This window comes from Shimia abyssi (assembly GCF_003014475.1).
Taxonomy (GTDB): domain Bacteria; phylum Pseudomonadota; class Alphaproteobacteria; order Rhodobacterales; family Rhodobacteraceae; genus Shimia; species Shimia abyssi.
On sequence record NZ_PYGJ01000005.1, the window covers coordinates 1 to 20,468 of the forward strand.

Here is a 20,468-nt window from a genome sequence, read left to right on the forward strand (position 1 = left end):
TCTGTCGGCTGAAATGCCGATCTCACGCCAAAACGGGCAAAAACGCAGGTAAAGACAGACGGGCATCGCAATCAGCCGAGTTTCCACACAGCCTCCGGACAAAGCTGCCATCCACTGAAAGGCGGGTTCCTGCAAACGACAGAAGCTGTCGATTCCGTAGCAGATAACTGGCTTCCTAGTTTTTCAACACGTTCGGCGTCTCTGCCGTCATCGACTTCGCCGATGGGACTGGTTCCGCTTGATCGGTTGCGCCAGCGGTCGGAGCTTGGCAGTATTTAACTAGCTTGGAGAAGCCTGCTTCAAAGAAAGGGCGCTACGACATGGACATCGCAGGAAAACCGGCTCTGGTCGTCGGCGGCAGCGGCGGTCTGGGCCGCCGGTTGGTAGAGCTGCTGGCGGAGGCGGGCGCCGACGTGGCCGTGGGTTGGAGCGGCGGCGAGGACCGCGCGGCAGCGGCCTGCGAAGCGGTCGAGAAGCACGGTCGCCGCTCGGTCGCTGTCCCGCTCGATTTGAGAGACCCAGCTTCGGTCGAAGCGGGTGTGGCGTTGGCGGCCGAGGCGCTGGACGGCCTCGCGATATTGATGAACGCAGCCGGCGCAGCCGGGGGGCCGCCCGCGGGCGATCTCCTCGCCTACGACCCCGAGACCTGGGATCGCATCAGCGACATCAACTTCCGTGGTCCCTTCCTCGTCTCCCGGGCTGCCGCTCCGCATCTGCGCGCCGCGCGGGGCGCTATCGTCAATTTCGGCTCCACCATCGGGCACGGAACTTGGGGTGCCGACCGGACATTTCAGCCTGCGAAGGCCGCCGTCTCGGGCCTGACCCGATTCCTCGCGGCCTCTCTGGCGCCGGATGTGCGGGTAAACTGCGTAGCGCCCGGGCTGATGGAGAACACGGTAATGAGCGGCGGGGCACCCGAAAGCTTCGTTTCGACTTGGCGCGAGGCGGCCAAATTGAAGAAGACAACTTCTATCGACGATGTGGCCGAGCAGGCGCTGACTTTCTGCCGGGCAGAGACGGTCACCGGTCAGACGCTGGTCATCGACGGCGGCCTGACTTTCCATTAGGTCTCGGCTCATTATGGAGAAGAAACGCCGCGACCTTGAGGTTGAGCGGTGCAGTCAAGCAGGGGCGTTGTTTCGCGATGGTATTCGAGGCGCCTGCATCCCTTCTCGCCTTTAGCTCGTCGGTCGCATCCGGAGAATGGATATCAATTAGGTCGTTTCTGGCCCGCCCAAGCATTGCCTGAACCTCCAAAGCGACCGGTTGGTTTGAAACCCAAGGCACAGTTTTTGACGCTTTGAAACGTTAGCCCCAAATAGGCCAAGGGTAGCTCGCCGCGGCGTGATGAAGGTGCAGGTTGGGCTCATACCGGACCTTAGCTTCGATCCGCATCAAGGTCAGCTAAGCGCCGTTCACGTCGCCAACTGAAATGGCGGGGAGCGTTCGTTCGCCGCGGGATGAGCCAAGGTCCGCTATTCGGACTGTGGCAACTGCACTTCCACACCGGTCGATGATGCGCTCTGTTCTCTGGTGGGCGATGAACAGCGTCGAGCCCAATTCAGAGCGGTGGCCCCATTACAAACAATGATGACGTGAGTTCCAGGTTGGAAGCCCTCCTCCCTAACGCAGTCTCATTTTGACAAGCACATAGAAATTTCTTCGAAGGGAAGCCCTTCTTTGTCAGTTGGCCTGCGTTCAGTTTCTACAAACCCCAATCTATTGTAGAATTCATAGGTGCGCACATTGAGGGCATAGACGTCCAAATTCAGGCCGCCCTTCAACTCAAGACAGTATGCGATTAGCGCTTGGCCGACGCCTTTGCCCTGTGCTTCGGGAGAAACAAAGAGTCCGCCGACGAAGTTATTCATCAGGCCAACGAACCCAACAGGAGTCCCGTCAAGGCATGCTACCCATGTTTCTGCTTGCGGTAGATATAGTTCCGCAACCAAAGACCGATGTTCATGAAGCTTGTCTTCTCCCAGAAAGTGATGGGCTACCTTTGACGCTGAATACCAAATGTCGGTCAACACGGCGTTGTCTTCTGTGTCATAGGGGCGGATTGTGAGTGCATTATTCGTCATGATCGCTTCCAATGTAGGTGCCCTGTATCTTGCACCCCGAACAGTAGAGCCCGTGATGCACATAGCGATGCGCAACTGCGGGGGCGTTAAATTCGCTGGTTAAATTGATGCTGCACCGGGCATGGACATTTTCACGTTAACCGCGCCTGATTGCTCGTGCAGGTAGTCCTCGACAAACTCAAACCCATAGCGTTCGTAAAAGGGACGGCCTACTTTGTTGTCTTCGAACACTTCGACACGTAGCGGGCCTTTAAGTTCGACCACGTAGTCCACCATCGCACGCCCGTGCCCTTGCCCGTGATGTGCCGGATCAAGGAACAACCCTCCGATTTCATTGCCGATCATGGCGATAAAGCCGATGGGGCTGCCGTTCTCTTCGAGCACCCATGTTTCCGCGTTGGGCAGATACATGTTGCGCATCGCGTCCTTGACGAAAGCAACGAAATCACGGGCCAGAAACGGATGCGCCAGTGCATTGGCCTTTTCCCAAATGGCAATCAGTGCGTTGGTATCGTTGTGTGTATATTCTCTGATCATTGTCTTGCTTTCGATTGTTCTTCTGGATCTTTGTGATCGTCTTACTCAGGGACTTGTCGCCGGATTTTCGCTCCGCCAAGGAGACTGAAACCATCATTCTCGAAATTTCATACGGGGTGTTTGTGTCGCCCAATTTTCATGGCTGCGACCCCACAGAGGTGTTACGACACCAATCATTCACCGTTTGTAAAAGGGTCAACTTCACCTCAACCAAGGGGTAGTTTTCGTACACAGACAAGTAATGCAGGGCTATTCCATCCAACATCGCCAGAAACAGCCGGGCTTGGTTTTCCGGTTCTGCGGACCCCCACTCTGCGAACCAATCGGTCATAATCGACAGCAATAGCTGCGCACGTGCTTGCTGAGGTTGTCGCACAACGCTCTGCAGTTCAGGCATCAACAAAAGCGTCAGCTGGAGTTTCAGAAAACGGCGTTCAGACGCAAGGTACTGGAAATAGCCGTCTAAAAACCCGGATATTGATGCTTCTAATGTCTCTTGTTGCGTCCACGTTTCCGCCACAACATTCATCGTCTCTGTTGTGTTTTCAATGAGGCCAACTAGCAAGGCTTCTTTGCTGGGAAAATAGTTGTAGACGAGACCTTTGGAAACGCCGGCCTTTGCGGTGATTTGCTCTACAGTCGTCGCAAAGTACCCCTGTGTTTCAAACAGCTCCATCGCGGCATCGAAAATCTTTTTCTTCCCCTTTTGTGGTCTCATCTGTGTCAGCCTTTACGTTGTGACGATGTCGCTATGGGCTTCTCTTCAAGGAGCAGAAACCCGTAATTCGAAGCGAATCTCCTCGGGGACAAAACCGCAAACCATAACTGACTAAAAGGTCAGTGACTGTAAAGTCAGTTATGAATGTGACGTATTGCGGGAGTCAAAGCCTGAAGAAAATTGGATGAATCCGATCCGGGACACACTAGAAGCTCATCTTCGGCCAATTGAGAGGCATCTGTTGCCGATGGCGAACAAGGAGAGTTCGCACCAGTGCACGGTGAATTTACCTCAATCGGAAAAGACTCAGCACCAGCGGGTAGTAATGCACCATGCAGCATCTTGAACATTGGCCCAAAGCCGTCATCAGCTGAGATCCACATCTAGGTCCGGTTAAGGCGTTTTCTGCTCGGTTCTTCGCGTGTCGCGACCATTTCGCCACAAAGTTTATGAGCTCCAGGTAGGTCCACAGAACGGCTGGCCATAAACCCACTGGCAGGATTGGCCGTTAGTCGTTTGGCGGGGGGGGGGCGGACTATCCATATTGATGCCGGGCAGTCGTCCAGCGATATCCATCGCCGGCTGTGTCGAGATGGCCCAAGCCGGGCAAAGCGACATGCGATCCACCCATCATCATGCGATCCGTTGCGATCATATCCAACGTTCTCAGGCGCGTCTGACGTGCCAACTCTTGATCAGTGTCAAAGCCAATTGTCACGCCGGGCATCGAAAGCTGCACCGCCGGAACATGGAATATGTCGGCAGTTATAAATAGGGCTTCGCCTTCGCTTTCAAGCATCAGCCCCGTATGGCCGACCGTGTGCCCCGGCAACGGAACGGTTGTCAGGCCCGGCGCAAGCGAAACTTCACCTGACCCGAACGCATCCACACGGTCTCCAAAGCCGCCAAGCGCGGCGCGCGCAAGGTCAAACGAGGGTTTGAATGCGTCCGGGGCTTGGGCCTGGATATCGGCGTTGGTCCAAAAGTCGACGTCCGCACTTGCGACCCGCAGCGCTGCGTTGATGAAGGGATTGCCCGACGGCGACACAACGCCACCGATATGGTCCCCGTGCAGGTGGGTGAAGATCACCGTGTCGATATCAGCCGGGTCGATGCCGATGGCATTCATAACCTCTGGCAGCTTGCCCGCTGTCGGGCCAAGGATGTCCCCAGCGCCAGCGTCGATCATAATTTTGCTTTCTCCGATCTCAACAAGGAACGCGTTTACAGCGGTCGGATGCAAATCGGACGAGATATGCGCGGCCTCAAGCAAGGATGCGAACTCTTCTGGGGTAACTCCATTGAGCATTTCTGGCCCGAGTGGAATGTACCCGTCAGACAAGACATGAACCGTTGCTGCCCCAACCCGGTAGCGTCGTGCCGCTACAAGCCCTTCGGCGTCCGCAGGTCCAACCGACCATCCAAGAGCTGCCAATGCGGATGTCATTCCAGTTCCAATCAAGAAGTCACGTCGTTCCATGAACAGTCTCCCAAGCTGTAAGAGTTCAATCACATTACTATACCGAACGGTATTTATTTGACATACATACCGTTCGGTATATAAGTCAACTGATAAAAAAGAGGAGTGCGGCATGAAAGGGCGTCCGAGGACTTTCGATGAAGGGCAGGTTCTAAGTCGCATCACGGATGTGTTCTGGCGCAAAGGCTATGTCGGAACGACTATGTCTGATCTGGTTGAGGCAACGGGTCTGACCAAGCCAAGTCTCTATGCGGCCTACGGCAACAAGGCTTCGATGTACTCTGCGTCACTTGATCGATACATTGAGCAACAGTCCCAAACTGCCTACGTTCACTTGAAACGGGATGACATCGGGGCAACCAAAGCGATCCGCATGTTTTTGAAAGCTTCATTGGCGTCTGTTAAACACCCAGATGGTCCAAAAGGATGTTTGGTCTTGTCGTCTTCAACAGATGATTGTGGGGGGCATCTGCCAAACCATGAGACCGCCAAGGTCCACGCAATGAATGCGCTGGCGCAGCAAACATACGTTGCTTTTTTCGAACGGGCACTGCTGTCAGCCGGGCGCCCGACAAGCGACGCACAAGCTCTTGGCACCTACCTTATGACCCTGCATACCGGCTTGCGGCAGATGACAACACGTGGAGTGTCCAAAGCTGATCTGGAAGACGTGGTGGAGTTCTCGGTCGGGTGCATTGCCCAACAATTGGACTCTTGTTGTGACCAATGACGGGCAACGCGGTTCGTGACCTGTGCATGTTCCCCAAACGGCCATAGGCATGTTGCAGCATTGAATTCAGCTAGCGCCAGCTTTTATTGATACGCCGCCGTTTGAACGGACCGCAGCATTCGTCACTTTGGGCCGATGTCGTTAAAAAATTGCTGTTTTCGATGGAGCATTCGGGAATGTTGGTCTGATATTGTGGAGCAACCAGATTTGGGTTTGTCTCTTCTGGCGGCGGAGTATTTCCGCCGTATGTGGTGGAGATCTTTACCTTCCGGGCAAATATACCGGTCATTGTCTGCATCCTGTTCCAGACCCTGAACGGGGCACCTAAATGGCGTCCTGCCTTAATCAGAAGAACACCAGCCTCACAGCATTGCAGCTTCAAAAATGGACATTTCTTATGACATCCATTGCGTCAAAGGCCTGAGTGTAGGTCTCGCAGAATTTCAAATGTGTGTAGAGGACACCGTAATCATCGAAACCTGATGATCCGCAAAATTTGCGGGATCCCCAGCCGAAAGAGTTTGGCCAGGGATCGGGAAAGCCATTTTACTCTGGCTTCTTTGTCAGGCTTTGCGCAAACAAGATGTTGTCGACCAGTGCCTGAGTTTCTGGGCGCAGGTATTCGATGCCACCATACAGTGGGCCATGCCCTGCCGGCATATCAGGATAGAGTTCCTTCATGCCCAGATGTCTTTGCGCCATGAGACTAAAATTGGCTCCAAAACCAACACCGACCTGAATGGAATCCTGCGGGCGGTCTTCACGCGGATTTTTGTAAAGGTCGTACATAGAAGCCAGAATTGGATTTCCACCTGGTGGTGGCAAATGCATCTTGTATTGCTGCTTGACCAATGACTTGAGCACAAATCCCTCGTAAATGAAGACATAGTCGCGCCGACCATGTGTTTCCCCCAAAAGCCACAACGGCAATTGGTCAACGCCATCAATAATTCTGTCCCGTGGAATGCCTTCTTCGGCGCCACCAAGCCTGGCAAATGTGGTGAACAGGTCCGACACGTGGGTGATGTCTTTAACGCGAGAACCTGCTTCGATCAATTCGGGCCAACGGACAAAGGCATTTACACGAACCCCACCCTCAAGATGCTCGGTCTTCCCACCCCGGTAAATCCGGTCGGACTGACCGCTGCGGTCAACGAACTCCATGAACGGGCCGTTGTCGCCCATGATCACAACGATTGTGTTGTCCGCAATCCCAAGCGCGTCCATCCGGTCCAGGATTTCACCAACGTAAGTGTCGATGTTGACGATGGCTTCGGCAATCGGCCCTCCGTTGAGCGTCTGGGCCTGCTCGATATCGGTCCGGGTAAAGCTGATCGGAATCAACGGCCAGTATTGTAGGAAGAAAGGCTTGTCACCTGAAGACAGTACTTCGAGTTGCTCCAAGGTTTTGTCCTGATAACGCTGCCCCATCGCTAGGTAGTCATCTTGCGAGAACTTCTGGCCAGGCTCCATGTCAACTTCGCGCGGTTTACCTCCCTTTTCGCCGACAATGTTGTAGACCATGGCGAATGGATCAATTCGAAACGTGTCGTCCAGCATCAGTTCATCAGAGCGCAGACGCAAGTCCACACCCGAGATATGGCCTTCGTTCAGCGCTGTTGTGTTCATAAGAGCTAGCTGCGCCTGCTGATGGATCGGGTGTTCGGCATAGTCAAAGCCCTGGTTGATCGCATAGCTCTGCTCGATATCCCCCATATGCCATTTGCCGATATGGGCCGTGGCATAGCCTGCATCACTTAGTATTTCGGCAATCGTCACTTCACCGGCCGCAAGACCTTCGCCCTCGGGTACGGCTTTTGCCTCGTCAAAACCGGTTCTGACCGGGTGTCGACCAGTGATCATGGCAACGCGTGTTGGCGTGCAGCTTGGCTCAGAGTACATCCGCATCATCGACATGCCCTGTTCGGCAAAATTCGAAATCTCAGGAGTTGAGTATCCGCGAATAACATCCAGGTCTGGCATTCCAAATTCACCAAACCCAATGTCATCCAGCAAGATATAAAGAATATTTGGTGGCTTTCCGCCGTTGCGCTCACGAAACTCTGCGAGCTTTTCATTTATGTTTGCGTCTTCTGCAGCCCATTGGTCCCCGTGCTGGCGTTCAAGGATCCGGTACTCCGCGTCGCGAACGATGGGGGCCTCCTGAGCCCGTGCGTAAGGCGTCGATACAAATGCCACTGTGGCAAATGTTGACGCAAGAATCGCGCATCTCCTAACCATCAATTGTTCCCTTTCTTTGCTTTGTGGTTTCTGTGTTCCGCAGAGCAGCACCCCGGCTTGACATAACCTTGGCTTGGATCTCTTTTTCCAACCCCGAGAGGCTCGCTCTGAGATCAGCCTGCCGGCTCTCACCCGATATGCCTTCAATGCGTTCAGCATCGTGCAGATCGACTTTTAGGATTTCGTAGTCGCGACAAATTTCATCTGTTTCCGCATCTACAATTCGGAGAGCCCTAATTATGTTGACCCACTCCGGAAAGTCCTCCTCGAAAATGTCCATGTGCCCCTCCAATCCTGGATCGGTCCGTGCCATCAGGATCGCACTCACATCGACGGCCCGCCAGTTTCACACCGTGTGAAAGGGGTGAAATACTTTTGATTTTCGATAGTTACGGTTAAAGTAGTCAAATGACGAGCGCACACGATTCAGCTGACGCTAAGGACCAGACTACCGCTTCCGTTTCTCCGGAAGCGGTCCTTGAACAGTTGCAGACGATCCGGTCGAGCGAAATGTTCTCTGGCGCAAGTCGACTTGTCGACCTGCTCGAATACATTGTGAAAGAGAATTTAAAAGATCCTTCGCGAAAGATTTTGGCCAAAACAATCGCAGAGGAAATATATGGCAGAGCTCCCGACAAGGACAACGACAGTCAAAATATTGTCAGGGTTGATGCCGGACGGCTGAGAAGACGACTGGCGGAATTTTATGCCGGTCCGGGGCGGGACAATCCGATACTGATTCATGTCGATCCCGGCGCTTATGTACCTCGTTTCGAAACAAACCAACGTGCACAGAACGCGGAATTCACACCTTCGGAGCTGGGAGCATCGACGCACGGGGCGTGGAAAAGGCCTTTCACGACAGTTGTTGCAGTTTTTGTCGCGCTATTCATCGGATTTGGATTGGGCGTCGCCTTTTTTCCGGGCGATCAAACGCTCAAACCCTCTGATCTTCAGGTGGAATACTCCGGCGATCCGAAACTCGAAGCAGAACGTCGTGCAAGATTGGCGAAATCGCCGTCCAGCCTTCAAGCCGTTACTATGTCGGACCAGGCCCGGAATCTAATCTTTCCTTTTGTTGAAACGCAACAGGTGGAATTATCGCTCGCAATGTTCCGGCAGGCGATCAAAAAGGACAGTTTGTATTTCGGGGGATACGCCGGGGCTTCGCAAAGCCTCGCTGCCCTGGCGATCTACCTGCCAGAAGGGGAAAAAAAGTCTGCGCTCTTAGAAGAGTCGCGCGATATGGTTGACCAGGCAGAAGCGCTTTCACCGGCCAACTCTTGGACACAGTCCGCACTTTCCTGGGTGTTTTTCGTAGAGGGGCAGACAGAACAGGCAATTGAGCACGCAAATATTGCGATTGATCTTGCGCCGACGGATGGAAATGTTCTGGATTTTTACGCGGTTTTGATGCTTTCAGCTGGCAATTTCACTGCTGCGCAAGAGGCGTCTGATAACAACAGAAAGCGAACGTCCGGATTGGGCCGGTTCGCCAACAAGAGTTTGTTTGGCGCATCTAGCTATCATCTCGGGCAATATCAGGATTCCATTGATGCCCTAACAGCCGCGACCATTTCGGGAGACCCTATTTCAGCTCCAACTCTTGCGTATCTGGCCGCTTCTCATCATCGCTTGGGCAATGCGTTCAAATCAAAACGCCACGTTGTTGAACTCACGGAGAACTGGCCAGATTTTGACCCGCAGACAGTTTTGAGCAGGTTGTATTTGAATCCGGATCAAGTGACAGACCTGACCAGAGCGCTAGAAGAGTCGGGATGGTCAGCTCCCACACCTTCAAATCCTACGACCAGTCTCGAGGATTAGGCAAACGCCGCTCCGGCTTTGTTTGACTAAAATGCTGAGCGTTACAGTTGGACCTAAAGGCGGAGGGTGTTGACAAACCAGCCATTGCTACAATGTCTGCTTTCAATGTTCCGACACGCCCGGCTTGCACTTGCAGCGAAGGGCCGCTTTCTCGAAGTGTATCCCGAACGCTCGTGTGACTTGGGTTTTACAGCTGCCATTTTGATTGATGCCTTGGGCCAAACGCAGACCAAATATCGAAAATCCATGCTGCCGGTTAGGACCGAGCAGGATTAGTATGCTCTCGGCACTTATGTTACAGTTTTCAATATTCGCCATGTGAGAATGGGCATTGTTTTCTAACATGAGTGCACGTTCCCAGATCTGATACGCCGCCTTGCAGCCATAGGTGCCTAAGCCAGTTCGGTCCCGGCTTCTTGCGGCGTGGATTGGGAACAGTCGTCACACTTCGTTGCCTCCTCGAGTGGCTATGAGAATGGCATTTTCATGGTTTGTGCTCACTGCTGCGGCTCAGAAAACGACCACGAGCATTGCGGTCTCAGCTGCATTGTTGACCCCTCCGGCCGTTCTAATGCTGGCGCGATCCTTCCGAGCAAGTCATAGGCGCCACGTTGGACCTTGATCTGATCTAACGCGCACGCAAGGCCGTGCCGGACCTGCGGGATCGCGAAATATTGTGCACCAAACAGCCACTGACAGACGATCTCGGAACGAGACCTTCAAAAACCCGCACATAGTCTTCCCGCAGATTCAAACCAACGCGCTTTTGCTCGGATCACAGCGTTATTTGCCTAGCCTGAGCTTGGCTCGGGCGCTACGGTCAGAGGCGATGCCAGTCAGGCAGCGACATTTACGAAAGCACGACATGCCCGACATTTCATTGACCGAGATCGAGACGACCACCCAAGCCGCACTTGAACGTCATGGTGCGCAACCTTGGATCGCTGCCGAAGTGGCACGCGCCGTGCGCAAGGCCGAGGCGGTCGGAAATCGCATCTGCGGCCTCTATTACTTGGAAAGCTATTGCAAACAGCTGCACAGCGGGCGGGTGGACGGCAGTGCCGAACCACAGGTTACGCGCCCCAAACCCGGCTCCGTTGTCGTTGATGCGAAATTCGGCTTTGCTCAACCGGCGTTTTCACGCGGTCTGTCAGACGCCATGACGGCGGCACAGGAGAACGGCGTCGCCAGCCTTGCCATCTGCCATGCGCACACCTGCACATCGCTGGGCTATTTCACAGAACAGATCGCGTGCCGTGGCCTGATCGGTCTTGGATTGACCAACGCCTCGCCCATTGTCGCACCTCCGGGCGGCAAAACCCGCGTGATCGGCACCAACCCAATTGCCTTTTCGGTGCCCGACGGGTCGGGTGGGATCGCGATGCAGTTCGACCAATCCACCACCACCGTGGCACTTGGCAAGATCACCATGGCCAAGGCCGCAGGAGAGACCATCCCCGAAGGCTGGGCTGTAGATGCAAAAGGCCAATCCACAACTGATCCGGAAGCGGCCCTTGGTGGGTCATTGGTCAGTATGGGGGGCTACAAAGGATGGGGCTTTGGCCTGATGGCCGAATTTTTGGCCGCGGGCATGACCGGCGGCGTGATCAGCCGCGATGTCAAACCACTCAAGGCGCCGGATGGCCCACCTCACGATTTGGGCCAATATTATCTACTGATTGACCCCGGCAATGCCCCAGACTTCTTTGATCGCATGCAGCGTGTGGCCGAAGGCGTTGCATTGGACGAAGGCGCGCGCATGCCCGGTCAGGGCAAGGCTGAAATGGACCCAGTCCCGCTCGAAATGGCGGTATGGGAGCAGACACTTGCGCTGGCCGGGCGTGCCTGAGGGTCAGGGCAATAGGATAGCGGCACGCTCAAACGTGGCGGCGTCGGCACCCAGATCGTCATACAGCAGTTCTACTTCAATCGACTGAACTGACCCCAGCTCAAAACTCAGATAGATGGTCGCATCGTCGGGAATTGCGTTGGGTTGGGCAATGTCGGGCGGGCATTCGGGAATGTCAAACCGCTGCATCTCGCCGCCATTGATCGAAAAATGCACGTCAAACAGCCCGCATCGCCAGCTCAAAAGATGCGTAAAATACACAAGATCCTGCCCGCCATATTCGCGAACCGCCACCCAGTTCCCCTTGGTCGCATCCAGGATCGGACGCACCTCGGTCGCGGTCAAAAACTTGCCCGATGGAGTCTGATCCTCCGCTTCGCGCGCGACAACTGGTTCGGCGCCCATCAAAAACGCCGCGCAAATACCCGATATCAATACCTTATTCATAAACCCTCCATAACCCGAGACATCACGCCCCTTTGCGCACTCCATTGTGGGTTCTGCTTTTCCCACACGCCGGGGCACTCTATAGTCAATCCAAACATCGTGCAGGGCAGCAGGCAAAATGGCAAGAAAAGCAACGCCTCCCAAAGATTTCAACGTTGTCGTGGTCGGGCAATCGGGACGCCTGCAATATGAGGCGGCGCTGTTTGTCGCCTCTTTGCGACACACAAATCCGGATTTTTCCGGGCGCCTGTTTGTGGCTGAACCGCAACCGGGGCCTCTGTGGGACAAGGATCCGCGCATGTCCAACCCGGATGTCCGAGCTTTCCTTCAGGAGCAAGATGCTGAGATCCTGCCCATAGAAAACCGCCACTTTGGTCAATCCTATCCCGAAGGAAACAAGATCGAACTGCTCTCGGCGCTCCCCAAAGGCGAACCGTTTGTGTTTTTTGACACCGACACCTTGATCACCGGCGACCTGTCATCAGTTCCCTTTGATTTTGCCCGTCCCTCCGCCTCCCTCAGAGTCGAAGGCACATGGCCGCAGATCGAACTTTACGGCCCCGGCTACACCCAGATCTGGAAGTCGCTCTACGACAAGTTTGGCCTCTCTTTTGAACCCACGCTCGACCGTTCGCAGCCCGATGAATACTGGCGCCGATATCTCTACTTCAACGCCGGATTTTTCTACTACCGCTGCCCGCATGAATTTGGCCAACGATTTCTGGACTATGCAATCGCGATCCAAACGGACCCACCGGTCGAATTGGTCTGCCAGACCATGAAACCTTGGCTTGATCAGGTGGCCCTACCGCTCGTGATCCATTCCTTTGGCGGCGCGCGCGACACGCTACCGCCGGGATATCTCGACGGCTCAGTCAGCTGCCATTATCGTTTTCTACCACTGCTTTATGCGCGTGAAAGCGACCATGCCGTTGATGTACTTGAACAGGTGGCCGCACCGAACCGCATCAAAAAGGTGCTCAAGCAGTACGACCCGTTCAAGCGTATGATCTACCAAAACCGTGGCCACAAGGCCCGCGCCCTGTTTGACCGCTCCTTCCTGCCGCGCAAGGAACAGGCCATTCGCAACACTCTGCGCAAAAACGGCTATTGGATGCGCTGACCGCGCAACTTACTTGCGCACGCCAACCCTCTCAACCACATCCTTGGCTTCCTTTCGCCAAAAATATCCTGGGGTGAATTGGCGCACCGCGCCAAGAGGGGCAACGCCCCTCCTCCCGCCCACTTGCACCCTCCGGCCCAACCGCGTAAACCCCGCCCCAAGTTCTTATCCAGGGAAACGCTATGCCTGTTCTCGTGATGAAATTCGGCGGCACTTCGGTCGCCAATCTCGACCGCATCCGCCGCGCGGCGAAACGTATCGGCGTCGAAGTCGCCAAAGGCTACGACGTCATAGTTATTGTCTCGGCAATGTCCGGCGAAACCAACAAGCTGGTTGGTCTTGTTGATGAAACCTCGCCATTGTTTGACGCCCGTGAATATGACGCTGTTGTCTCTTCAGGTGAAAACGTGACCGCTGGCCTCATGGCTCTCACGTTGCAGGAAATGGATGTTCCGGCGCGCTCATGGCAAGGCTGGCAAGTGCCGCTCCTGACCACTTCGGCCCATTCACAGGCCCGGATCGAAGACATCCCGCCCGAAAATATCAACGCCAAGTTTGACGAAGGTATGCGCGTGGCTGTTGTCGCGGGTTTTCAGGGCGTCAGCCCCGAAGGGCGCATCACCACGCTGGGTCGGGGCGGCTCGGATACAACGGCCGTGGCCTTTGCCGCTGCCTTTGACGCGGAACGCTGCGACATCTACACCGACGTCGACGGCGTCTACACAACGGACCCGCGCATTTGCGAAAAGGCGCGCAAGCTGGACAAGATCGCGTTTGAGGAAATGCTCGAACTCGCCAGCCTCGGGGCCAAGGTCCTGCAAACCCGCTCGGTCGAACTCGCCATGCGCTACAAAGTCAAACTGCGCGTACTCAGCTCGTTTGAAGAACAATCCGACGAGGCCGGTACGCTGGTCTGCGATGAGGAGGAAATCATGGAATCCAATGCCGTCTCTGGCGTCGCCTATTCCCGCGACGAAGCCAAAATGACCCTGCAATCTGTCGCGGACCGTCCAGGCATCGCCTCGATCATCTTCGGCTGCCTCAGCGATGGTGGCGTGAATGTCGACATGATCGTGCAGAACATTTCCGAGGATGGTCGCACCGACATGACCTTCTCACTGCCCACAGATCAGGTCAAACGCGCCGAAAGCGCGCTGGCAGAGCTCAAGAACTCCGGCGGCCTGAACTTTGCCGACCTGATCACCGATCTGGACGTGGCCAAAATTTCCGTGGTTGGCATTGGGATGCGCTCTCAATCTGGAGTTGCAGCCAAGATGTTCAAAGTGCTTTCCGATGAAGGCATAAACATTCGCGTCATTACCACGTCAGAAATCAAGATTTCCGTGCTGATTGACAGAAAATACATGGAACTTGCCGTGCAATCACTGCATGATGCGTTCGAATTGGAAAACGCGGCCTAAGGGTCATCGCCTGTCTTTGCGGTGTCCTGCGTGGGTCGGATACAAGTGATGGGCGAACATGGCCGACAGACCTGAATCAGAAAGCCGGAAACTGTTGGGGCGTCTGCGCGACGCCCTCGCAGAAGACACGGCAGGCCAGGAACGGCTTGATCGGATCACTCAGCTGATTGCTACCTCCATGGGCACCGAAGTGTGCTCTATTTACCTTTTTCGCGACGAAGAAACCCTTGAACTCTGCGCCACCGAAGGTCTGAACCCCGACGCGGTGCACCAGACCCGTATGCGCGTGGGCGAAGGGCTCGTCGGGGGCGTGGCGCGCACCTCACAAGTGGTCAACACCGATGATGCCCCCTCCGCCAAGGGCTTCCGCTTCATGCCCGAAACAGGCGAGGAAATCTATTCCAGCTTTTGCGGCGTGCCAATCCAACGTCTTGGCGACAATCTCGGCGTGCTTGTGGTCCAATCCAAAGACGCCCGTAGCTATTCCGCCGACGAAGTTTATGCGCTCGAAGTGGTCGCTATGGTGTTGGCCGAAATGACCGAACTGGGGGCCTTTATAGGTGAAGGTGCCGCCATGGGCGCGCGCCATCAACAGGCCGTCACCTTCAAAGGAGGAAGCGCTCAAGAAGGCGCTGCCGAAGGTCACGTCTGGCTTCACGAACCACGCGTTGTGGTCACAAACCCGGTGGCCGATGATCCCGAAACCGAGCTTCAGCGCCTTTCAGACGCGGTCGAAGAGCTGCGCGTCGGCGTTGACAAGATGCTTGCAGGGGCCGCGCGCGGCGACAAGGAACAGCTCGACGTGCTCGAAGCCTACCGGATGTTTGCCAACTCCAAGGGCTGGATGAAGCGCATGGAGCAGGACATCTCGCGCGGCCTCTCAGCCGAGGCGGCTGTCGAGAAAGAACAATCCACCGCCCGCGCCCGCATGGAACAGGTCACTGACGCCTACCTACGCGAACGCCTGCACGATCTGGACGACCTCTCAAACCGCCTCTTGCGTATTCTCACAGGGCAAGGCTCCGAAACCGGCGCGGATTTGCCCGCCGACCCGATCCTGATCGCCCGCAACATCGGCCCCGGCGAATTGCTTGAATACGGCCGTTCGCTGCGCGGTATCGTGCTCGAAGAGGGCTCTGTCGGCAGCCACGCCGCCATCGTCGCCCGTGCTTTGGCTATTCCGTTGGTTGTCCACGCCGAACGGATCACGACCGAGGCGCTCAATGGCGATCACATCATGGTCGACGGTGATCAGGGCGCGGTGCACCTGCGCCCGGACGATACGGTTGTCGCGGCATTTCGTGACAAAATCGCCATGGCCGCAAAGGCTCAGGAACGCTACACATCGATCCGCGACAAACCCGCACAATCGCGCGATGGCATCACGGTTTCCCTGCAAATGAATGCCGGCCTCATGGCCGATCTGCCCAGCTTGCCCAGCTCTGGCGCTGATGGCGTGGGGCTATTCCGCACCGAATTGCAATTCCTCGTCCGCAACCAAATGCCCAAACGGACCGAGCTGGCCCAGACTTATTCCACTGTAATGGACGCCGCCGAGGGCAAACGCGTGGTGTTTCGCACACTTGATATCGGCTCAGACAAAGTGTTGCCCTACATGGCACCACAGGATGAACCCAACCCGGCACTTGGCTGGCGCGCCGTGCGGGTTGCGCTGGACAAACCGGGCGTGATGCGGATGCAGCTTCAGGCGCTGTTGCGCGCCGCCAAAGGGCGTCCGCTGACTGTGATGTTCCCTTTCATCGCGCAATATGATGAATATCGGGCCGCACGTGCGGAAATGGACAAGGCGCTTGAACGTGAACATATCCTTGGCCACGCCGTGCCCGAAAAGCTCGAAGTAGGCGCAATGCTGGAAACCCCATCACTCGCCTTCGCGCCACAGCAATTCTTTGAAGAGGTTGATTTCCTTTCCATCGGTGGCAATGATCTGAAACAGTTCTTCTTTGCCGCCGACCGCGAAAACGAACGGGTGCGCCGTCGCTATGACACACTCAATGTCAGCTTCCTGACTTTCCTCGAAGGCATCGTAAACCGCTGCGTGACCACAAAAACCCCGCTCAGCTTCTGTGGCGAGGATGCAGGTCGCCCGATCGAAGCCGTGTGCATGGCGGCCATCGGCCTGCGCTACCTGTCAATGCGCCCCGCCTCTATCGGGCCGGTCAAAAGCCTCCTGCGCCGTGTGCACCTCAACGAAGTGCGCGACGTCATCATCGAGGCCCGCGAGCGCGGCGACCAATCCGTGCGCCCTGCCGTCATGGATTATCTCCGCACCCGAGACTAGCGGTCGTAGAAGCCGACCTCGCGGATATCCACCCGCGCACTGTGATCCCGGCCAAACGCCACCACGCCCACGGACACCACACGCCCCGGCGTGGGCGTTTTCCGCATTAAGCTGCCCGACGGCGCAAACACGTCAAAGGGCAATTGCACTTCACGCCACTCGCCGGTTGTCTCAAACTCAGCTTGGTAATACTGCCACGGCAATCGCGTCCCCTTGGTGCGCAAATGCACAAAGTACTCTTCGCCATTCCCACGCACAATCAGCCGCACACCTGCGGCCGTCTCTGGCACTGGAATTTGCAACCGATGACGCACCTGAATGAATCCGCCATTATTCTGCGTGCTCACTTCGCCGCTCAACCGAGCAAACGCAACGCCCCGCTCCGTCTCAAAACGTGCCTGCCCGGTCGACACGCCGCCCATAACCGTATCGGCGACATAATCCCAACGGGTACCGGGCGCGGAGTCAAAAGTTTCGATCACCAAGTCCTCAGCCATCAAGGCCGCAGCCCCTCCCAGACAAAACAAAGCGGCAAATACAGCCGCAAAAGCACTCCGCATCATCGCCCCTTCAATTCAGCACCGCAATTGACAGGTTCAGCAGCAGCGCAAAACTGACCCATGCCAGATAGGGCAACAATGCCCACGTCGATACCTGATCCGTGCGCGCTGTACTTCTGATCAAAAAAACCAACACCACCCACAATGCACCGATCACGATCAACGCCAACCACGGCAGCTTCATCACGAAAAACGCCGGGGACCAGAGGAAATTCAACCCCAACTGCGCCCACCAAAGCCGCATCACCGCCCCAGTTTCCGCCCCTGAACGTCGACCTTCAAACTGACGCCAGCCAACCATGGCAATCAACACGTAAAGAACGGTCCAAACCGGGCCAAATATCCAGTTTGGCGGATTGAAGAACGGTTTGTTCAGATCAGCATACCAAGAGCCCGGCGCCGTTGTGGTGCCAATCAGGATGCCACCACCCATGACCAGCACCAGAAACGCCAAGCGTACCACCCAAACACTCATAAAGCACTCGCCTCGCAGCGCATCCCCCTAGCACACACTCAATGGGACCGTCGTTCTGGCGCGTTCATCAAAATCCGCTGTAAACCGCTCTGCCCCGCGCACATAAGACGCGGTTGCGCCTGCGATCTCAGACCCTGACACCGTGATCTCTCGCTGCCCCACCGTGTCATCAACATCAATAGTAAAGGCGATAATATCGCCGGGTGCCAGGGACTTAATACCCAATTCAACAACCGACTGCCCATCCACAACGGCTGGCGCATCAGTAACCGCAGACTGCCCCTGAACCAACTCAAAGGGCTGAAACACTTCCACACCCGCACCGCGATCCGTGACGTCAAAAATCAGTTTTCCATCCGAAGTCGCCAAATCCAGCCGCACCAGTCCAGACGTCACCGCGCATGCACCAGTATTCTCAATTTGAAACCGATCCTTCGGCGCGCCTTCTATGAACCGCACGGCAAGATCAGCCTGTGCCATCGGTGCCGCCACGATCAAGGCTGTTCCCAAAACCATGCTTGCCCGGCTGAGTGAATATGTCATCTGTCGCTCCCTGTTCCTGTAGAATTGGAGGACTACGCACCGCGCCACCAAACCGATCATTTTCGCGCGCGCCCCGCGAGGAAAGCCCGCAAGGGCTTGAAGAGCGGCCCACCCTCACAGCGTCGAATATCACGCCGCAAACGGCTTTTTCATCCCCGCCAGCATCTCAGCCACCAGCTCATCGTGATCCAGATCCGCATCTATCGCCAACCGGCGCAGCCCAAAATGCACATGCGCGATTTCTTGATAGTAATTCGTGTAAGCATAGTTTGTCGCCGCCCCCACGGCCGCGCCCAAAACCGGCACCGCCTGTGCTGCAAGCTTCTGGCCAAGCACCACCGACAAGCGCGGCGCAACACGCGCGATCAACGCCTGCATCGCCCCCCCCGTCAGCGCCAGCCGCGTGCTTACAAAGGCCAGGTCCGCCCCGTCATCCTTGGCCATCGGTCCTGCCGCGGCAAACACCCGCACACAGTCAAACTGCACGTTTTCTGATTGCGGATCAAAGCCTTGCCGCTTGGCCTCATCCTGAATGGCGCGCAACAAAACCGCGGTGGTCACTGGCAGCTCCGCCAGCGCTCCGGGCAATCCCCCGGCCCCACCTGCCGCGCCCAGCGCGGTAGCAACAGCCGTGTTCAGCCATGATTTCTGCGGATCACCAACGAACCGCCGCGATCCTTGCGCGGCCCGCATCGCTTGGGTCAACGCCGCTTCGGTGGCGCCATCCAACGTGTCACGCACCTGCGACGGCAAACGCTCCAACAGGCCCTCGGCCTGCCCACCCAGCACATTCAGGATTTCAATGCCCAGCCCGCCCGCATTGCGATAGCGGCTGGTCAATCGCGCCAGTTCGGCCTCGGGGTCGATCACTGGCGCATGAATTACGGTATACGGATCAATATCACTCATCATATAAAGATTGGCCCGCGCACGTGCTGGTTCAAGCCTCCTCGGCGAAACTCCGCACATGACCCGCCACACCGTGCCACGCGCCGGGGCGCAGTTCACGTCCCAAAACGCGTTCCGGATTGGTCGGCGGTGGCATGATAACGTCACCGAGCCGCGCAAATCCAAACTTGCGATAATACGGCGCATCCCCCACCAGCATCACCCGATCCCAGCCGAAATCCACACCGCGCGACAGGCTCTCTTCGATCAGCAGCCCACCCAATCCTTCGCCCTGATGGGTCGGGTGCACGGCCACCGGTCCCAGCAAAAGCGCCTCAAACGTGCCCACCCGCACCGGCCAATACCGGATGGCGCCTGCCAGGATATCCTGACCGTCACGCGCAACCAGGGAAAGCCCTGTCACTGGCGGAACATCATCACGCAACCGATAGGAACTCAACGCCTCGCGCCCCGGCGCAAAGCACAGGTCATACAGCGCCTCGACCTCCCACCAGTCCTGATCTGTCTCCTGTGCGAGCGTGAACACGTGCCCTGCACCCCATTTGGTCTTTTTACAGTGGAATCGCCACTAACATGCCGCTACCTCTTGGGCAAACCATAAGGACACGCAACGCATGTTTTACCGCCCCGCCGACGGCCACGGATTGCCCCACAACCCGTTCAACGCCATCATCACCCCGCGTCCCATTGCGTGGGTATCCACACGCGACGTGGATGGCGTCAAAAACCTCGCACCTTATTCCTTTTTCAACGGTATTGCTTACACACCGCCACAGGTGATGTTTGCTTCGACCGGCACCAAACCCGACCAGACCGAGGGCAAGGATTCGCTCGCCAATATCCGCGCAACAGAGGTATTCTGCATCAATGTGGTCGAAGAATCCGCCCGCAATGCCATGAATGTCTCAACCACCACCTTTGACAAGGACGTGGACGAATTCGAACGCGCGGGCCTGACTGCGGCGCAATGTGAAACCATCGACTGCCCTCGCCTCCACGGCGCTCCAGCCGCGCTGGAATGCCGCCTGACACAGATCGTACCGTTATTGGGCGCAAACAACTTCATGATCATGGGCGAGGTGATCGGCATCCACCTGCGCGACAATTGCCTTGTTGATGGCATCTTTGATGTGACCACCTACCGCCCGCTCGCGCGGCTTGGCTATCGCGACTACTCTGTAGTGGACAACACCTTCACCCTTTCACGCCCCGACGATTGACT

22 protein-coding genes are annotated in these 20,468 nt (G+C 56.2%); 9 read left to right on the forward strand and 13 right to left on the reverse strand.

Annotated elements, in window-relative coordinates:
- Window positions 1–320: 320 nt before the first annotated feature.
- The gene (locus tag CLV88_RS09965; protein ID WP_106608255.1) at window positions 321–1,067 is read left to right on the forward strand and encodes an SDR family NAD(P)-dependent oxidoreductase; all 747 of its coding nucleotides are present in this window, start codon (window positions 321–323) and stop codon (window positions 1,065–1,067) included.
- A gap of 567 nt (window positions 1,068–1,634) precedes the next feature.
- On the opposite strand, the gene CLV88_RS09970 is transcribed toward CLV88_RS09965, so the two are convergent.
- The 4 genes from CLV88_RS09970 to CLV88_RS09985 form a co-directional block, all read right to left on the reverse strand.
- Complete coding sequence (locus CLV88_RS09970) at window positions 1,635–2,096, reverse strand: GNAT family N-acetyltransferase (RefSeq protein WP_243403627.1); 462 nt, start codon at window positions 2,094–2,096, stop codon at window positions 1,635–1,637.
- Window positions 2,097–2,183: 87 nt separating this feature from the next.
- Window positions 2,184–2,621 carry a GNAT family N-acetyltransferase gene (locus CLV88_RS09975; protein ID WP_106608257.1) on the reverse strand — a complete coding sequence of 146 codons (438 nt, stop codon included), beginning with the start codon at window positions 2,619–2,621 and terminating at the stop codon, window positions 2,184–2,186.
- A gap of 136 nt (window positions 2,622–2,757) precedes the next feature.
- Window positions 2,758–3,339 (reverse strand): TetR/AcrR family transcriptional regulator, encoded by a 582-nt coding sequence (locus tag CLV88_RS09980; protein WP_279338347.1) that lies wholly within the window; start codon window positions 3,337–3,339, stop codon window positions 2,758–2,760.
- A gap of 535 nt (window positions 3,340–3,874) precedes the next feature.
- Window positions 3,875–4,819, reverse strand: coding sequence for an MBL fold metallo-hydrolase (locus CLV88_RS09985; RefSeq protein ID WP_165798853.1), 945 nt, complete (start codon window positions 4,817–4,819; stop codon window positions 3,875–3,877).
- A 112-nt stretch (window positions 4,820–4,931) separates the two neighbouring features.
- Here CLV88_RS09985 and CLV88_RS09990 point away from each other — a divergent pair, with 112 nt between their 5' ends.
- A complete protein-coding gene (locus CLV88_RS09990; protein WP_106608259.1) occupies window positions 4,932–5,549 on the forward strand; it encodes a TetR/AcrR family transcriptional regulator in 618 nt (205 codons plus the stop codon).
- 70 nt (window positions 5,550–5,619) lie between these two features.
- Here the strand turns inward: CLV88_RS09990 and CLV88_RS09995 are convergent, their stop codons facing one another.
- The 3 genes from CLV88_RS09995 to CLV88_RS10005 all read right to left on the reverse strand — a co-directional run bounded on the left by CLV88_RS09995 (window position 5,620) and on the right by CLV88_RS10005 (window position 8,070).
- Window positions 5,620–5,838 carry a hypothetical protein gene (locus CLV88_RS09995; RefSeq protein ID WP_133169938.1) on the reverse strand — a complete coding sequence of 73 codons (219 nt, stop codon included), beginning with the start codon at window positions 5,836–5,838 and terminating at the stop codon, window positions 5,620–5,622.
- Window positions 5,839–6,095: 257 nt separating this feature from the next.
- Complete coding sequence (locus CLV88_RS10000; RefSeq protein WP_106608261.1) at window positions 6,096–7,790, reverse strand: sulfatase-like hydrolase/transferase; 1,695 nt, start codon at window positions 7,788–7,790, stop codon at window positions 6,096–6,098.
- A complete protein-coding gene (locus CLV88_RS10005) occupies window positions 7,783–8,070 on the reverse strand; it encodes a hypothetical protein (RefSeq protein WP_133169939.1) in 288 nt (95 codons plus the stop codon). Before CLV88_RS10005 ends, CLV88_RS10000 begins: the two co-directional genes overlap by 8 nt.
- Window positions 8,071–8,198: 128 nt before the next feature.
- On the opposite strand from CLV88_RS10005, the gene CLV88_RS10010 reads away from it, so the two are divergent.
- From CLV88_RS10010 to CLV88_RS10020, 3 genes are all read left to right on the forward strand, one after another.
- Window positions 8,199–9,617 (forward strand): tetratricopeptide repeat protein, encoded by a 1,419-nt coding sequence (locus CLV88_RS10010; RefSeq protein WP_133169940.1) that lies wholly within the window; start codon window positions 8,199–8,201, stop codon window positions 9,615–9,617.
- Between the two features lie 423 nt (window positions 9,618–10,040).
- Complete coding sequence (locus tag CLV88_RS23775; RefSeq protein WP_106608264.1) at window positions 10,041–10,220, forward strand: nitrilase-related carbon-nitrogen hydrolase; 180 nt, start codon at window positions 10,041–10,043, stop codon at window positions 10,218–10,220.
- Window positions 10,221–10,482: 262 nt separating this feature from the next.
- The gene (locus CLV88_RS10020; RefSeq protein WP_106608265.1) at window positions 10,483–11,466 is read left to right on the forward strand and encodes an Ldh family oxidoreductase; all 984 of its coding nucleotides are present in this window, start codon (window positions 10,483–10,485) and stop codon (window positions 11,464–11,466) included.
- A 3-nt stretch (window positions 11,467–11,469) separates the two neighbouring features.
- Here the strand turns inward: CLV88_RS10020 and CLV88_RS10025 are convergent, their stop codons facing one another.
- Entirely contained in the window at window positions 11,470–11,913 is a 444-nt protein-coding gene (locus CLV88_RS10025; protein WP_133169941.1) for a hypothetical protein, read from the reverse strand.
- A 118-nt stretch (window positions 11,914–12,031) separates the two neighbouring features.
- On the opposite strand from CLV88_RS10025, the gene CLV88_RS10030 reads away from it, so the two are divergent.
- From CLV88_RS10030 to ptsP, 3 genes are all read left to right on the forward strand, one after another.
- Window positions 12,032–13,036 (forward strand): hypothetical protein, encoded by a 1,005-nt coding sequence (locus CLV88_RS10030; protein ID WP_106608267.1) that lies wholly within the window; start codon window positions 12,032–12,034, stop codon window positions 13,034–13,036.
- A gap of 182 nt (window positions 13,037–13,218) precedes the next feature.
- Window positions 13,219–14,457 (forward strand): aspartate kinase, encoded by a 1,239-nt coding sequence (locus CLV88_RS10035; RefSeq protein ID WP_106608268.1) that lies wholly within the window; start codon window positions 13,219–13,221, stop codon window positions 14,455–14,457.
- Window positions 14,458–14,515: 58 nt separating this feature from the next.
- Window positions 14,516–16,759 carry a phosphoenolpyruvate--protein phosphotransferase gene (gene ptsP, locus CLV88_RS10040; RefSeq protein WP_106608269.1) on the forward strand — a complete coding sequence of 748 codons (2,244 nt, stop codon included), beginning with the start codon at window positions 14,516–14,518 and terminating at the stop codon, window positions 16,757–16,759.
- On the opposite strand, the gene CLV88_RS10045 is transcribed toward ptsP, so the two are convergent.
- The 5 genes from CLV88_RS10045 to CLV88_RS10065 form a co-directional block, all read right to left on the reverse strand.
- The gene (locus CLV88_RS10045) at window positions 16,756–17,256 is read right to left on the reverse strand and encodes a CIA30 family protein (protein WP_106608473.1); all 501 of its coding nucleotides are present in this window, start codon (window positions 17,254–17,256) and stop codon (window positions 16,756–16,758) included. The two genes, ptsP and CLV88_RS10045, sit on opposite strands and share 4 nt — an antisense overlap.
- Window positions 17,257–17,329: 73 nt before the next feature.
- A complete protein-coding gene (locus CLV88_RS10050) occupies window positions 17,330–17,794 on the reverse strand; it encodes a TspO/MBR family protein (protein WP_106608270.1) in 465 nt (154 codons plus the stop codon).
- Between the two features lie 27 nt (window positions 17,795–17,821).
- Window positions 17,822–18,337 carry an aggregation factor core gene (locus CLV88_RS10055; protein ID WP_243403628.1) on the reverse strand — a complete coding sequence of 172 codons (516 nt, stop codon included), beginning with the start codon at window positions 18,335–18,337 and terminating at the stop codon, window positions 17,822–17,824.
- Between the two features lie 129 nt (window positions 18,338–18,466).
- Complete coding sequence (locus CLV88_RS10060) at window positions 18,467–19,249, reverse strand: EcsC family protein (RefSeq protein ID WP_423827733.1); 783 nt, start codon at window positions 19,247–19,249, stop codon at window positions 18,467–18,469.
- Window positions 19,250–19,277: 28 nt separating this feature from the next.
- On the reverse strand, window positions 19,278–19,772 hold the full coding sequence (locus tag CLV88_RS10065; RefSeq protein ID WP_106608271.1) for a GNAT family N-acetyltransferase: 495 nt from the start codon (window positions 19,770–19,772) through the stop codon (window positions 19,278–19,280).
- Window positions 19,773–19,860: 88 nt separating this feature from the next.
- Between CLV88_RS10065 and CLV88_RS10070 the strand changes: the two genes are divergently transcribed.
- Window positions 19,861–20,466 carry a flavin reductase family protein gene (locus CLV88_RS10070; RefSeq protein WP_106608272.1) on the forward strand — a complete coding sequence of 202 codons (606 nt, stop codon included), beginning with the start codon at window positions 19,861–19,863 and terminating at the stop codon, window positions 20,464–20,466.
- The last annotated feature ends 2 nt before the right edge of the window (window positions 20,467–20,468 follow it).

Bases quoted from the DNA above. Each gene is read 5' to 3' on its own strand.
- CLV88_RS10030 (WP_106608267.1), top strand. From the start codon at position 12,032: ATGGCAAGAAAAGCAACGCCTCCCAAAGATTTCAACGTTGTCGTGGTC.
- CLV88_RS10045 (WP_106608473.1), bottom strand. From the start codon at position 17,256: ATGGCTGAGGACTTGGTGATCGAAACTTTTGACTCCGCGCCCGGTACC.
- CLV88_RS09975 (WP_106608257.1), bottom strand. From the start codon at position 2,621: ATGATCAGAGAATATACACACAACGATACCAACGCACTGATTGCCATT.
- CLV88_RS10070 (WP_106608272.1), top strand. From the start codon at position 19,861: ATGTTTTACCGCCCCGCCGACGGCCACGGATTGCCCCACAACCCGTTC.
- CLV88_RS10025 (WP_133169941.1), bottom strand. From the start codon at position 11,913: ATGAATAAGGTATTGATATCGGGTATTTGCGCGGCGTTTTTGATGGGC.
- CLV88_RS10020 (WP_106608265.1), top strand. From the start codon at position 10,483: ATGCCCGACATTTCATTGACCGAGATCGAGACGACCACCCAAGCCGCA.
- ptsP (WP_106608269.1), top strand. From the start codon at position 14,516: ATGGCCGACAGACCTGAATCAGAAAGCCGGAAACTGTTGGGGCGTCTG.
- CLV88_RS10000 (WP_106608261.1), bottom strand. From the start codon at position 7,790: ATGGTTAGGAGATGCGCGATTCTTGCGTCAACATTTGCCACAGTGGCA.
- CLV88_RS09995 (WP_133169938.1), bottom strand. From the start codon at position 5,838: ATGACCGGTATATTTGCCCGGAAGGTAAAGATCTCCACCACATACGGC.
- CLV88_RS10055 (WP_243403628.1), bottom strand. From the start codon at position 18,337: ATGACATATTCACTCAGCCGGGCAAGCATGGTTTTGGGAACAGCCTTG.
- CLV88_RS09980 (WP_279338347.1), bottom strand. From the start codon at position 3,339: ATGAGACCACAAAAGGGGAAGAAAAAGATTTTCGATGCCGCGATGGAG.
- CLV88_RS10050 (WP_106608270.1), bottom strand. From the start codon at position 17,794: ATGAGTGTTTGGGTGGTACGCTTGGCGTTTCTGGTGCTGGTCATGGGT.
- CLV88_RS10010 (WP_133169940.1), top strand. From the start codon at position 8,199: ATGACGAGCGCACACGATTCAGCTGACGCTAAGGACCAGACTACCGCT.
- CLV88_RS10005 (WP_133169939.1), bottom strand. From the start codon at position 8,070: ATGGACATTTTCGAGGAGGACTTTCCGGAGTGGGTCAACATAATTAGG.
- CLV88_RS09965 (WP_106608255.1), top strand. From the start codon at position 321: ATGGACATCGCAGGAAAACCGGCTCTGGTCGTCGGCGGCAGCGGCGGT.
- CLV88_RS10060 (WP_423827733.1), bottom strand. From the start codon at position 19,249: ATGATGAGTGATATTGATCCGTATACCGTAATTCATGCGCCAGTGATC.
- CLV88_RS09990 (WP_106608259.1), top strand. From the start codon at position 4,932: ATGAAAGGGCGTCCGAGGACTTTCGATGAAGGGCAGGTTCTAAGTCGC.
- CLV88_RS10035 (WP_106608268.1), top strand. From the start codon at position 13,219: ATGCCTGTTCTCGTGATGAAATTCGGCGGCACTTCGGTCGCCAATCTC.
- CLV88_RS09985 (WP_165798853.1), bottom strand. From the start codon at position 4,819: ATGGAACGACGTGACTTCTTGATTGGAACTGGAATGACATCCGCATTG.